This window comes from Citricoccus sp. (genome assembly GCF_032154715.1).
Classification (GTDB): domain Bacteria; phylum Actinomycetota; class Actinomycetes; order Actinomycetales; family Micrococcaceae; genus Citricoccus.
This window is the reverse complement of the sequence record NZ_JALDXU010000095.1, coordinates 1-12,547: the sequence shown is the minus strand read 5'-3', so window position 1 is coordinate 12,547 and position 12,547 is coordinate 1. Positions and strand designations below refer to the sequence as shown.

The following is a 12,547-nucleotide window of genomic DNA, read 5'->3' as shown; positions in this document are numbered from 1 at the left end:
CCGCGGCCGTGTCCGCCCCGCCGACCTCGACCATCAGCCAGCCACCGCCGGCCGGCAGCTCCGGCACGTCGTCACCGCCGGGGGACCGCCGCACCACCTCGACCATCTCGCCGGACAGGCCCTCCAGCGCCAGCGGCCGATGGGGCAGCAGGGAGGGGACGTCGTCGGCCGCCGCGGGCATGTCCGGGTAGCCGATCACCGCCAGCGCGGGCGCCGGGGCCCGGGGCACCAGTTCCACCTCCGCCTCGAGCAGCACCCCGCACGTGCCCTCCGTCCCGGCGAGCGCCGCGGCCAGGTTGCGGCCGTTCTCCGGCAACAGGTGCTCGAGGCTGTAGCCGGAGATCTGGCGGTTGAACCGGCCCAGCTCGGTGCGCAGCAGCTCGAGATGCTGCTGGATGAAGGATTCCAGCCCGGGCACCTGCTCCACCGCATCACGCCCCGGCACCACGTCCAGGATCCGCCCGTTCGGCAGCAGCCAGCGCAGGCGGCGGACATTGTCCGCGGTCCGCCCGTAGGCGAGTCCGTGGGGGCCACACGCGTTGTTGCCGATCATCCCGCCGATGGTGCAGCGGCTCGCCGAGGACGGATCCGGCCCGAACCGCAGTCCGTGTGGCGCCGCGGCGGCCTGCAGGTCAGTCAGCACCACCCCCGGTTGCACGACGGCGGAGCGGGCCTGAGCGTCGATCCCCACGATCCGATGCAGATGCTTCCCCACATCCAGGACCAGCCCGGGGCCGACGGCATTGCCCGCGATGGAGGTGCCCCCGCCCCGCACGGTCACGGGCAGCCCGTGCCGGGCCGCGATCCGGACGGCGGTCACGACGTCGGCCTCGTCCAGGGGGCAGACCACCACCCGTGGCGCGATCCGGTAGTTGGAGGCGTCCGAGGAGTAGAGGGCCCGCCGCAGCGATGAGGTGTGCACCTCACCCCGCAGCTGCTGCTCGAACTCCCGGACCGCGGCATCGGCGCCCGGACCGGTCTGCGGATCGGTGGCCGGCCCGGTGCACAGGCCGCTGACCGCCCTGTCATCATGGAATGGCATCGGCTGGGCGTCCGGATCCAGGTCCGTCTCACGGTCCATGGGTGGGGTCCCTTCGGGGTGCGGGCGGCATGAGGTCCTTTCCTTGCACTGTGCCGGACGGGGAAGACAGGGGCAAGCATGGAAGGCCCTGTCTGTTGTCCCGGCCTTGGGCAATACTGGACTCATGAGTGATCCAGCCAACACTCCCGCCGCCCCGTCCCCGCACCCCTCTGACGCCGCCCCCGACTGGAAGCCGATCCTCGCCGCGCTCGGCAACGAGGCCGCCCGCGCCGTCTTCGCCCGGGCCGCCCTCGGCACCCTCGACCCCGTGGCCCGCGGGGACCTGACCACCAAGGAGCAGAAGTCCGTGGAGGGCTGGCTGAAGCTCGGCATCCTGACGGAGGATGACATCGGCTCCGTCACCGTGGACGGCAACGCCCTGCGGGCGCCCCTCACCGTGAGCGCCCGCGGCGGACAGCGGGAGGCAAGGGCCGGCGTCGGGAAGTTCCTGGTGGCCGGACGTGGGCCGCGGATCGACGCGATACCCGCCTCGTCAGCCGAGCGTACCGAGGTGCTGCGGTGGGTGCGCGATCACGCCCTGGGCCCGGACGAGGTCCTCACGGAGGCGCAGCTGAACCAGCGGCTGCACGTGTTCCACCCGGACGTGGCGATGCTGCGGCGTCACCTCGTGGACGCCTCCCTGCTGGAGCGCACCGCGACGGGCACCGAGTACGCGATCCCGGCGGACTCCCGCATCCCCTAACCGCGGCGGGCGAGGGCCTCACGGATCGTGCGGGTCACCGAGAGGGCCGTCATGCCGGAGGTCTTGGGGTTCTCCGGGCTGGGCGCCGACTCGAAGGCGAGCTCGATCCGCCCGGCGGGCCCGGCGGCCAGGATCTCGTGACGGCTGCGCACGGCGGCCGCATCGGCCACGAGTTCCACCTGAACGCGTTCCAGGGACCGTCGCAGCAGCGCCGCATCCTCCGGCCCGTCAACACAGCCAACCCCGACGCCGGCCGCCGCCCGCCCGCGCGTGGCCCACGCGAGCCCGACGGCGACGTTGACGTTGGCCGGGAACCGCTCGATGGCCTCCGCGGGACCGCCGGAGAACACCGTCGTGTGACCGTCCTCGGGGCGCAGGGCGCGCAGCCGCTCCACCTCGTCCGGGGCCATCCACGGCCGGAGCAGGGAGGTGGGGAGTTTGGAGGTGCGGATGCGGACGGAGTCCAGCCCGTCGGCATCGGCTGCCGCGGCGAGAACATCGAAGCCGCCGATGGCACCGTTGGTGACCCAGAGCCGCCCGGGGCCGGCCAGCAGCGTCCGTGCCAGGTCCGGATCGGCGAGGGCTCCGACGCTGGTCAGCACCAGGTCGGTCCCCGCGGCGATGATCTCGGGGCCGTACTCGCCCGCGGCGGTGACGCCGGCGCACTCCACCACCAGGTCGGCCTCCGCCAACGCCTCGGGCCAGGTGGGGCAGTCGGTGTCCAGGCCGGTGGTGACCAGCTCCACTCCCGGGACACTCCGGTGGCCATGAGCGGCCACATCGCGCTCGGCCGCCCGCAGCTGGAGCAGGCCGGCGTCCCGCTCCGGTGCCAGCAGGGTGGCGACGTGGCGGCCGATGGCGCCGAAGCCCAGCAGGAGCACGCGGGCGGGTGAGGACCGGACGGTCGGGGGCATGGGGAGTCCTTCACAGGTGGGATCTGGCGTCAGAGAGGGAGGCCCCGCCCGGCCCGAGGGCCGGGCGGAGTCCCCAGTCCACACCATCGCCTCGAGCGTTCAGGCCATGTTGCGCACCGCCGGCCGAAGGTCAGGCGACCGCGCGGCGAATCGTCTTCTGCTCGGCGCGCTTGTCCCACCAGCGCTTGAGCACGAGGAACCCGAGCAGCCACATGCCCAGGGCGGTGATGACCCAGACCAGGAGTGGGGCCAGGACCCAGGCCGAGACGCCCTCGATGGACAGCCCGTCGGGGATCAGGGTGGCGATCCACAAGGCCAGGAAGGTTGAGACGATCCCGATCCCACCCAGGATGGCCGAAGCATACTGTCGCGCCAGGTTGAACACGAAGGGGCCGAGGATCGCCTGGGCCACCACGAAGACCAGGACGGCGGCCACGAAGCCGACGGCATTCAGGGTGACGCCCTCGATCACGGCCCCGGCCACCAGCAGGCCCACGGCTGCCATCACCACGTTGATGGCGGCCTGAAGCAACATGCGGATCATGGTGATCCTCCTTCTCTGGGGCCGGCTTCGGGCATCAGGACCGGATGTCGGCCACGGGTTCCCGGCGAATTTTCCCGGTCACTACATCAGAGGACGAGTCGCCCGTGGGGTCAAGCCTTCCTTGGCTGGCGGGGGACGACTACTTCCGGCGGGTGCTGACGGATCATGCCGCGTCCACCGTGCACTCACGCCATGTGGCGTGCCGCCTGCTGCACCGCGGCCGTGAGCCGGTCCAGCGCCTCGGTCCCGGCGGACCAGCGCTGCCAGTGCAGGGCCACCCGTGACTGGCCCAGCTCGGGGATGGCCACCAGGTCCGCGTGGGTGCCCTCCAGGACTCCCTCCGGCAGCTGTCCAGCAGGGATCATGCCCCAGCCCAGTCCCGCGGCCACGGCGGCGTTGAACCCACCGACGGTGGGGACCTGATGACGCGGGGGCCCGGCCTCGACCAGCCCATCGCCTCCCCTCCCATCGCCGCCCGTGCCCCTGCTGCGTGCTCCTCCTCCGGCCCCGGAGGATCCTCGGCTGGCCTGGTCGGCGCGCCAGGCGGCCAGCCGGCTGCGCTGCAGACTGTCCCGGGTGCCGAACTCCTGCACGGGAACGGCATCGAAGTCCACGGACCCGTCCTCGCGGCGGTACCGGTCCAGCAGGGCGGATGCCGCCACCGCGTGGTAGTCCATGGCACCCAGCTCCATGGAGAGGCAGCCCGAGACGGGGGCGGGGTCCTCCGTGATGGCCGCGATGACCGTGCCGGAGCGCAACAGCTCGTGCGTGTGCTCCTGGTCCTCGAGGTGCAGCTGCAGCACGGCGTCGTCCCAGGTGGCGGCCTGGCGCAGCACCTCCACGAACCAGGTCGCCATCGAGTCGGCGTTGACCGCCACGGACAGCACCGTGCGTCCGCCTGTGCCCTGGCCGAGGGAGCGCCTCGTCTCATCCTCCAGCACCGCCACCTGCCGGGCGAGGCGCAGCATCCGGTCGCCGGCGGCCGTGGTGCCCACCGGGACGGTGCGCGTCAGCAGGACCTGGCCGGCGTCCTTCTCCAAGGCCTTGATGCGCTGGGAGAAGGCCGATCCGGAGATCCGCAGGAGCGCGGCGGCGGCGTCGAAGGTTCCCTCGTCCACGGCGGCGGCGAGAGCCCGCAGGTGATCGGTGTTCATGAAGTAAAGCTTAATACCCTGAAGGATATGTAGGTGGAACGGATTCTTGGCCCGCCCTAGCGTGGCTCCGTGACGATCTTCCTGACTGGTCTGCTGACCTGCCTCGCCCTCATTGTGGCCATCGGTGCCCAGAGCCTGTTCATCATGCGCCAGGCCATCCGCCGTGACCGCCTGTTCGTGGCGCTCGCCGTCTGCCTGGTCGGCGATGTCGTGCTGATCACGGCCGGGACGGCCGGCGTCGGCGTGATCACCGAGAGCGCGCCGTGGCTGCTCGAGGTGCTCAAGTGGGGCGGGGTCGCCTACCTGCTCTGGTTCGCGTTCTCCTCCTTCCGCTCGGCGTTCGGTTCCCGGCGGTCCATGGCCGTGGAGCCCGACGACGGCACGCACCCGGGTGCCGAGGCTCCAGAAGACCGGGGCGGGCCGGTGCTGGTGGGCGCCGCAGCCGGCGTCGGGACCTCCTCCGCGGCCGGTGCTGAGGCTCGAGGCCCGCAGGCAACGGGCCCGTCCACGGGAACGATGGCGGTGGTCTCGGACCCGAAGAAGCTGTCCGTGCGGCTGCACCGGGGCACGCGCCCCCAGCGGGCCCTCACGCCGGTGCTGACCGTGGTGCTGACCGCCCTGTCCGTGTCCGTGCTGAACCCGCACGCCATCCTGGACACCGTGGTCATGCTCGGCACCCTCGCCAACTCCTACGGGGCGGAGAAGTGGGTGTTCGCCGGCGGTGCGTTGACCGGCTCGGCCCTCTGGTTCCTGGTGCTGGGCCTGGGAGTCCGGGCGCTCGCGCCCCTGCTGGACACGCCGCGGACGTGGAAGATCGTGGACATCGTGGTCGGCTCGGTCATGGTCTTCATCGCGGGATCACTGGCCCTGGGCTGATGGTGTGGCACCCGGGGCTCAAGCCCCGACGTGGTGCGGGAATGGCCGCGGGGTCCGGGGCGTTGCCCTGGTGATCGACCCACCATTCCAGCAGCACCCACCAGAACGACCAGGAGCGGGACATGAAAATCGGAATCATCGGCGCCACCGGCATGGCCGGCCAGGAGATCTACCGGGAGGCGGTGCGCCGCGGCGAGGACGCCGTCGCCATCGTCCGCGACGCCGCCAAGGCGAGGGAGGTCCTGGGAGCGGACGCCGCGGTGGTGGAGAAGGACGCCTTCGCCTTGACGGCAGAGGATCTGGCCGGTTTCGAGGCCATCGTCGATGCGTTCGGCACCACACCAGACCGGGCCCGGACCCACAACGAGCTGGTGCGGCAACTGGTGGAGGCCGCCCCGGCCACGGAAGAGTCCTCACCGCGGCTCGTGTTCATCCTCGGCGCCGGATCCCTCACCGACCCGGAGACCGGTGCCCTGGCGATCGAGGGCATCCGGCAGGCTCCGGGCGCGGAGGCCTGGATCAGCATCCCGGAGGCGGCGCTGGAGCAACTGGAGTACCTGCGGACCGTGGACACCGCTGATTGGGTGGGCATCTCCCCGCAGATGACGTTCTCCCCGGGCGAGGCCACCACGCCGCAGCTCGGCACCGATGCCCTGCTGACGGCCGCCGACGGCACCTCCCACACCACGGCCGGCACCATGGCCGTGGCGATCCTGGACGAGGTGCAGAAACCGGCCCACCACAACACCCGCTTCACCGTCTCGGACGCCTGAACCGGACTACCGGCGCTGGGACGGTTCGTGGCCGCGGGCGTCGAAGTCGTAGGCCCCCGAGCCCGTGAAACGCTCGGCGGGCACCGGCCGGCCGGCCAGGGCGAGGATCAGGTCGAGCGCGGTGCCCCTGACCTCGGGGCCGGTGCCGACCCAGTGGTGCACATCCGTGGCCACGAGCGTCAGCCCCCGGGCGCGGGCCTTGGACGGGACCGTGAAGTTCGAGGACTCGAAGAAGTCCAGCAGGGTCACCAGTACCTCGTCCGAATAGGCGCGGCGCAGCCCCAGGGGCACCCGGATGTCCTCACCGTGGATGACCACCTCGCCGAGCCAGGCCGGCAGGGTCCCGGTGGGGGAGACGGTCGAGTCGATGGTCTGGCGGAACTGCTCGAGGGTTTCTGCGGGGGTGGCGCCGAGCCGTTCCTCCAGCCGGCGCTGGTTGTGCAGGTCAGGTTTGAAACGGGCACCGACGATGCTCCGGATCCAGGCCCAGAAGCCCGTCGAGGCGCCGGCGGTCAGGTGCGCCACGACCTCCTCCACCGTCCACGCCGTGGACAGGGACTGCTGATGCCACTGCTCGTCGTCGAGCCCGGCCAGGTCGTCCGCGAGGGCCGCCCGCTCGGTGTGGATGAGGTCCCAGGTCGCGTTCACGTTCCCACCCTAGGCCACTACACTCGGCCCATGGTTCTGTCCCCGAAGCCGGATTCCCGGCCGTCGACCCCTCTGTCCGCGCATCCGTTCTCCCAGGTCAACGTGTTCTCCGCCCAGCCCCTCGCGGGCAACCCGGTGGCGGTGGTGCACGGGGCGGACCGGATCGACGAGGCGGAGATGGCGGCCTTCGCCCGCTGGACCAACCTGTCCGAGACCACCTTCCTGCTGACTCCCACGGATCCCGCCGCCGACTACCGCCTGCGGATCTTCACGCCCGACGGCGAGCTGCCCTTCGCCGGCCATCCGACCCTCGGCTCGGCACACGCCTGGCTGGCCGCCGGTGGACGTCCGGCCTCCACCGGAACGGTGGTCCAGGAGTGCGCCGCCGGACTGATCACGCTCCGGCAGGACCACGACGCCGGCCGGCTCGCCTTCGCCGCCCCGCCCCTGGTGCGCTCCGGTCCGGTCGACGGTGCCGAGGTGGATCGGGCGCTGGCGGAGGTGGGGCTGGAGTCTGCAGATCTGGTGGACGCGGCCTGGGTGGACAACGGCCCCGGCTGGATGGGCCTGTTGCTCCGGGACGCCGAGACGGTCCTGCGTGCTCGGGTGAACGGCGCGATCACCTCGGATATCGGTCTCGTGGGGCCGTCGGCGGCCGGCCCGGCCGACGTCGAGGTCCGGGCCTTCGTCCCGAGCCTCGGAGGCCCCGAGGACCCGGTCACCGGCAGCCTGAACGCCGGCCTGGCCCAATGGCTCATGGGCACGGGCCGGATGCCCGGGAACTACCTCGCCTCACAGGGAACCGCCCTGGGCCGTTCCGGCCGGGTGCACCTGGACCGGGACCCGCAGGATCCGGACACCATCTGGGTGGGCGGCGAGTGCGTCACCGTGGTCCAGGGCACGGTGCACCTGCCGGCCGGGTAGCCGCTCGCATCGCTACCGCTCGGTACAACACGCCCTCCGGTGGCGCGTACGACCAAACCGGCGGAGTCGCGAGAAGATGAATCAATGGAGAACAGAGGACCGGACGGAGTCAGCACCACCCAGCCGATCGAGGTTGCCGCGGTCGTGCTGTACCGTCCGGACGGCAGGGTGCTGACGGTGCGCAAGGCCGGCACCACCATGTTCATGTTCCCCGGTGGCAAACACCAGGACGACGAGAGCCCCTTGGACACCGCGATCCGCGAGCTGGCGGAGGAGACCGGCCTGGCCGTGCCCCCGGAGGACCTGGAGCACATCGGTGCCTGGGACACCCCGGCCGCCAATGAGAACGGTCACCAGCTGCACTCGGAGGTCTTCGTCCTCCTTCGTCCCCTGGCTCGCAACGAGGTCCCGGAGGCCACCGCCGAGATCGAGGAACTGGTCTGGATGGACCCGGCCGGCCCGGTAGCCCCGGCCGGGCACGGCATCGCGCCACTGCTGCGGGCCGTCTTCCCGGAGCTGGCGCGCCGCCGCCCCTTCTGAGCCGGTACAGAACCGGTACTGAACCGCCCGCTCCTGTCAGTCCGTTCTGCTCAGACTCCTGCCGTCCCCACGTCGGCCTGGCCGTGCCGGCCGTGCTCGCGCAGGAATCGCTTCTGCATCCGCGCGTCCACCAGGAGCAGGAGGGCGACCACCGCGAAGCCGGCCAGGAACAGCAGCAGCACCAGGCCCGCGCCCTCGCCGGGGGCGTGCAGTGCCCGGCTCTCGTCCTGCCAGGGCCACAGGGTCCGCAGACCGCCGACCATGACACCGCTCAGGACGGCCAGGGTGATCGTGTGCCGGTGGTCCAGGAGCCACTTCAGCAGCTTCACCACCAGGACCAGGCCCAGCACCATGCCGAGGGCGAAGACCCCCAGGTAGGCGAGGTCGAGCTCGTCCACGGCGCGCAGGGTCGGCTCATAGAGGCCGAAGGTCAGCAGCAGGAACGAGCCGGAGAGCCCGGGCAGCACGAGCGCGGACACCGCCACCATGGCCGCCGGCACCAGGACGAGCGGGTGGGCCTCCACGGAGGCCGGCGGCAGGGAGACGAGGAGGAACGTGGCCACCGCGGCCCCGATTCCGGCGATCACGTGGCCGGCGCGCAGCCGGACCGCAGCGGGATCCCGGCCGGACGCCACAGCCCTGAACCGCTCGGTGGCCAGCCCCTGGAGCATCATCCGCACCGGCACGGCCACGGAGGCCAGGACCATGCCGAAGAACAGGGCCCGCATCTGCACCGGGTGGTTCTCCATGGCATCGGCCATGGGACCGGCCGCCGTGAACACCGCGAGCAGCATGCCTAGGGCCACGGGCAGGACGACCTTCCAGTGCACCAGCGCCAGGTGCTCCCGCATCCCGGCGGCGCGGTCCGGTCCGGTGATGAGCCGGCGGACCGCCGAGATCAGGTGCGCCGCGGAGTCGATGATCTGGTGATAGATGCCCACCACCAGTGCCACGGTGCCCCCGGAGACACCCGGCACGGTCTCCACCGCTCCGATCAGCGCCCCGCGGACGAGGTTCCCCAGCAGCGACGTCGGCCGCTCGGCCGGGACAGTCGGTGCGGCGGCAGGGGTGCTCCCCGACCCCGCTACTGCCGCGGGTGGGTCTGTGGGTGCGCCTGTGGGTGTGGCCGCTGCGGCGGTGGATGCGGTGGTGCGGGCGGTGGCGGGTACGGCCTCGGACGCGGGGGTGTGCTCGGAACTGGACATGAGGCGGTGGGACTCCGTGGGTCGCTGCGGGCCGCGGACGGCGGGATGGGCGAAGTCCCGAGTGTACCGATCCGGGGTACTGGTTCGCGGTACTGGCCCGATCTCCCGGCAGGTGGGACCATGTCCTCCATGACTGACGCGCCGCCGCGCCCACCGGCACGGACGCCGACGGGGGGACCAAGGCCGTCCTGCACTGGTATCTGAGGAACGCCCGGTGGAACCTGCGCTGGAAACTCGAGGGGCTCACGGAACGGCAACTCCGCACTCCGATGACCCCCACGGGCACGAACCTGCTGGGTGTCCTCAAGCACGTCTCCTCCGTGGAGGTCGAGTACTTCACCGACTGCTTCGGCCGGCCCTCGGGGATCGAGATGCCCTGGTTCGAGGACGGCGCCGAGCCCAACGCGGACATGTACGCCACGGCCGAGGAATCGGTGGCGTGGATCTTCGCGCTCGCGGACCGCTGCGCCACAGCCTCAGATGCGGCGATCGCCGGAACGGACCTGGCCGCCGTCGGGACCGTGCCGTGGTGGACGAACGGAACGGTCACCCTCGGCCGGCTGCTGGTGCACATGGTGGCCGAGTACCAGCGGCACCTGGGGCACGTGGACATCGTGCGGGAACTGCTCGACGGTGCCGCCGGCCTGGCGCCGGGCAACTCCAACCTCCCCGGCGAGGGGGACGGTGCGGCGGGGGACTGGTGGTCCGGTTACACCGAGCGGTTGCGGCAGATCGCGGCGGCCGCGCCGGACACGATGTCCAGCACGCTGCCGCCCACCTGAGCCCGTTATCCGGCCGGCAGCTCCGAGATCTGGAACGTGGCCCCGGCCGGATCGGCCACGGTGGCCAGGCGGCCGAAGGGGGTGTCCATCGGGCCGTCCAGCACGGTCCCACCGTGGGCGCGGACCAGGTCCGCGGCGGCGTCGGCGTTCTCGACGATGAAGTAGGGGCGCCAGTAGGAGTCGGTGCCCTCGGGGAACCAAGCGCGCGGGGCATCGCACAGTCCGGCGGTCGCGGCCTCACCCGGGTGGTTGTTGGCATAACGCCCGCCCTCAGCACCGTCGCCGGTCTCTTCGGTCCCGTCTGAAGGCTCGCTCGGACCGGCCTCCGTCTCCGCGCCGGCCTCCCGGCCGTCGTCTCCCAGCAGGGTCGGCTCCCATCCCCAGACGGTGCGGTAGTACTCGGCATCGGCCTCGTAGTCGAAGCTCATGACCTCGAACCAGACCGGGGCGCCGACGGTGCCGTCCAGGACGAAGCCCTCGAAACCGTCCGCCTGCCAGATGCCCATGCCCTCCCCGCCGGGCGTGATCACCACACCCATCGAGCCGAGTCCGGGCATCGGCATGGCGGGCACGATCACGTTGCCGCCCGCCGCGGCGGTGTCCGTCAGCGACTTCTCGATGTCATCGCTCTTGAGGTAGACGGTCCACGCGGCCGGCTGCTCGGCCTCGGACTCCATCTGGGACATGGCGCCTCCCACCGAGGCGCCGTGGTGGGTGATCATGTGATAGTTCCCGAAATCCGGGCCCATGTCCTCGAACTCCCAGCCGAACAGGGACTGATAGAAGCCCTGGACGGCGGCGAGGTCCGGGACACCGAGGTCCACCCAGACGGGGGATCCGGCGGTGAAGCCGGTGTGAGCGGTACTGGCGGCGGGGCTGGTGTTCTCGGTCATGGCGGACTCCTGGTCATGGTGCAGGGTGGGGGCTGGATGGTCCCCGGGCTGGAAAGGTTCAGGCGGGTGAGCGGTACCGGGGCATCAGTGACGGCAGCGCGCTGAGCATGGGGAACTGCCACGGAGCCGCGACGTTCAGGCTCAGCTCGACCCTGGCGGAGGCCGTGAGCGGCTGGGGATGGATACCGACGGCGGGGCGCGGGTTGGCCAGGTGCTCCACCGGTTCCGCGGTGGCCGGCACGGCCGTGGCCAGCAGCCACGGTGCGGAGGCGATCAGGGGCAAGCGGAACGAGCCCTCGCCGAGGCGGAGGACACCGGTCACCGGCAGCCCGGCGGGGGAGGGTGCCGGGTAGAAGCCGATCCAGACCAACGCCTCCAGGCCCGGGCCGCCGCGCAGGTGGGGTGGCAGGCGGACGGTGCCGTGGACGGTGCCGAGCTGGCCGGTGGCGGGGTTCGGTGCCCCTTGGGCCAGGTCGGCCTCCGTGATGCCGGGCGGGAGGACGGCGAACGGGGCCAGTGTGGTGGTGGTGAGGGCATCGGCGAGGCGGCGCAGTTCCGAGGGGGCCACACCGACCGCGTCACGGAAGCGGCGGGTGAACGTTCCGGGGGAGGAGAACCCCACCTCGTGGCAGACGTCCACCACGGAATGGTCCTCCGACAGGAGCAGTTCCTTGGCCCGGTGGAACCGGACTCCGGCGAGGAAACGATTGGGGGTGACGCGCAGCTGCTGGGCGAACATCCGGGTGAAATGGAATTGGCTGTAGCCGGCGGCATCGGCCATGTCCGCGACGGTGACGGGCTCGGTGGCATGGGTGGCAATGAACCGGGCGGCCCGCTGCGCCGCGGCCTCGTGCTCTCCGTGCTGGTCTTTCACGGACCTAGTGTGGCCGCGGGCCACGGTTGCTGTCAGCATGTCACGTGCTCCGGCCCTAGCCCGGGAGGGTCCGGCGTTCAGCCGGCCGGCATCTCCGAGGACATCCAGAGGACCTCCCACTGGTGGCCGTCCGGGTCCGTGAAGGTGCGTCCGTACATCAGGCCGGCATCCACCATCTCCTGCGCGGGGTTCGGGTCGCTGGGCGGAACCTCGGTGGCCCCGGCGGCCAGGGCGGCATCCACGAAGGGGTCCACGTTCTCCCGGGCCGCGGCGTCCAGCGCGACGATCGCTCCGTTGGCGGCCTGGGTGTCTGCCACCGGCTTGCCATTGAGGAAGCTGGCGTAGAAGTCCCGGGTCAGCAGCATCACGGTGACGTGCGGGCTGAAGGAGAGCGAGAGGGCGTTCTCATCGGAGTAGTCCTCCGAGATGCGGACCCCCACTGCGGTCCAGAACGTCCTCGCCGCCGCCACGTCCTGGATGGGCAGGTTGACGTAGATGTTCGAGCCGATGCCCGTACTGGTCTGGTTCATGAAACCGACCCTAGGACTGAGTGGTCCCCGGGCCCACTCCAATCCTGCGCAGCCCGGCGCTGCATCAGAGGAGCCGCCTGCGCAGGCACACTGAGTGGGGGGGGGG

General features: G+C 71.5%; 15 protein-coding genes. 6 read left to right on the top strand and 9 right to left on the bottom strand.

Translation table 11 applies throughout. The features are described from left to right. Positions 1-1,081: FAD-binding oxidoreductase (locus RUH65_RS13180; protein WP_313818006.1), on the bottom strand; the 1,081-nt coding region annotated here is incomplete at its 3' end. 124 nt (positions 1,082-1,205) lie between these two features. On the opposite strand from RUH65_RS13180, the gene RUH65_RS13175 reads away from it, so the two are divergent. Next, a complete protein-coding gene (locus RUH65_RS13175; RefSeq protein WP_313818005.1) occupies positions 1,206-1,784 on the top strand; it encodes a DUF2087 domain-containing protein in 579 nt (192 codons plus the stop codon). Here RUH65_RS13175 and RUH65_RS13170 read toward each other — a convergent pair. From RUH65_RS13170 to RUH65_RS13160, 3 genes are all read right to left on the bottom strand, one after another. Beyond that, positions 1,781-2,698: an aspartate dehydrogenase domain-containing protein gene (locus tag RUH65_RS13170; RefSeq protein WP_313818004.1), complete on the bottom strand. Its 918-nt coding sequence runs from the start codon at positions 2,696-2,698 to the stop codon at positions 1,781-1,783. The genes RUH65_RS13175 and RUH65_RS13170 overlap by 4 nt on opposite strands. Positions 2,699-2,828: 130 nt before the next feature. Next, a complete protein-coding gene (locus RUH65_RS13165) occupies positions 2,829-3,242 on the bottom strand; it encodes a phage holin family protein (RefSeq protein WP_313818003.1) in 414 nt (137 codons plus the stop codon). A 185-nt stretch (positions 3,243-3,427) separates the two neighbouring features. Next, the gene (locus RUH65_RS13160; protein ID WP_313818002.1) at positions 3,428-4,396 is read right to left on the bottom strand and encodes an ArgP/LysG family DNA-binding transcriptional regulator; all 969 of its coding nucleotides are present in this window, start codon (positions 4,394-4,396) and stop codon (positions 3,428-3,430) included. A gap of 69 nt (positions 4,397-4,465) precedes the next feature. On the opposite strand from RUH65_RS13160, the gene RUH65_RS13155 reads away from it, so the two are divergent. Both RUH65_RS13155 and RUH65_RS13150 read left to right on the top strand, forming a co-directional pair. After that, positions 4,466-5,272 carry a LysE/ArgO family amino acid transporter gene (locus tag RUH65_RS13155; RefSeq protein WP_313818001.1) on the top strand — a complete coding sequence of 269 codons (807 nt, stop codon included), beginning with the start codon at positions 4,466-4,468 and terminating at the stop codon, positions 5,270-5,272. A gap of 122 nt (positions 5,273-5,394) precedes the next feature. Continuing rightward, entirely contained in the window at positions 5,395-6,045 is a 651-nt protein-coding gene (locus tag RUH65_RS13150) for an NAD(P)H-binding protein (RefSeq protein ID WP_313818000.1), read from the top strand. Positions 6,046-6,051: 6 nt separating this feature from the next. Here the strand turns inward: RUH65_RS13150 and RUH65_RS13145 are convergent, their stop codons facing one another. Next, positions 6,052-6,693, bottom strand: a complete 642-nt coding sequence (locus tag RUH65_RS13145; protein WP_313817999.1) for a maleylpyruvate isomerase family mycothiol-dependent enzyme — start codon at positions 6,691-6,693, stop codon at positions 6,052-6,054. A gap of 30 nt (positions 6,694-6,723) precedes the next feature. Between RUH65_RS13145 and RUH65_RS13140 the strand changes: the two genes are divergently transcribed. Continuing rightward, positions 6,724-7,617, top strand: a complete 894-nt coding sequence (locus tag RUH65_RS13140) for a PhzF family phenazine biosynthesis protein (RefSeq protein ID WP_313817998.1) — start codon at positions 6,724-6,726, stop codon at positions 7,615-7,617. Between the two features lie 84 nt (positions 7,618-7,701). Continuing rightward, entirely contained in the window at positions 7,702-8,157 is a 456-nt protein-coding gene (locus RUH65_RS13135) for an NUDIX domain-containing protein (protein WP_313817997.1), read from the top strand. A 50-nt stretch (positions 8,158-8,207) separates the two neighbouring features. Here RUH65_RS13135 and RUH65_RS13130 read toward each other — a convergent pair whose 3' ends face one another. Further along, the gene (locus RUH65_RS13130; protein WP_313817995.1) at positions 8,208-9,362 is read right to left on the bottom strand and encodes a DUF368 domain-containing protein; all 1,155 of its coding nucleotides are present in this window, start codon (positions 9,360-9,362) and stop codon (positions 8,208-8,210) included. A gap of 188 nt (positions 9,363-9,550) precedes the next feature. Here RUH65_RS13130 and RUH65_RS13125 point away from each other — a divergent pair, with 188 nt between their 5' ends. Next, positions 9,551-10,144, top strand: coding sequence for a DinB family protein (locus RUH65_RS13125; protein WP_313818007.1), 594 nt, complete (start codon positions 9,551-9,553; stop codon positions 10,142-10,144). A gap of 5 nt (positions 10,145-10,149) precedes the next feature. On the opposite strand, the gene RUH65_RS13120 is transcribed toward RUH65_RS13125, so the two are convergent. The 3 genes from RUH65_RS13120 to RUH65_RS13110 all read right to left on the bottom strand — a co-directional run bounded on the left by RUH65_RS13120 (position 10,150) and on the right by RUH65_RS13110 (position 12,441). Then, entirely contained in the window at positions 10,150-11,037 is an 888-nt protein-coding gene (locus RUH65_RS13120; RefSeq protein ID WP_313817994.1) for a VOC family protein, read from the bottom strand. 58 nt (positions 11,038-11,095) lie between these two features. Then, on the bottom strand, positions 11,096-11,911 hold the full coding sequence (locus RUH65_RS13115; protein WP_313817993.1) for an AraC family transcriptional regulator: 816 nt from the start codon (positions 11,909-11,911) through the stop codon (positions 11,096-11,098). A 77-nt stretch (positions 11,912-11,988) separates the two neighbouring features. Next, the gene (locus RUH65_RS13110) at positions 11,989-12,441 is read right to left on the bottom strand and encodes a VOC family protein (protein ID WP_313817992.1); all 453 of its coding nucleotides are present in this window, start codon (positions 12,439-12,441) and stop codon (positions 11,989-11,991) included. Positions 12,442-12,547 lie beyond the last annotated feature (106 nt).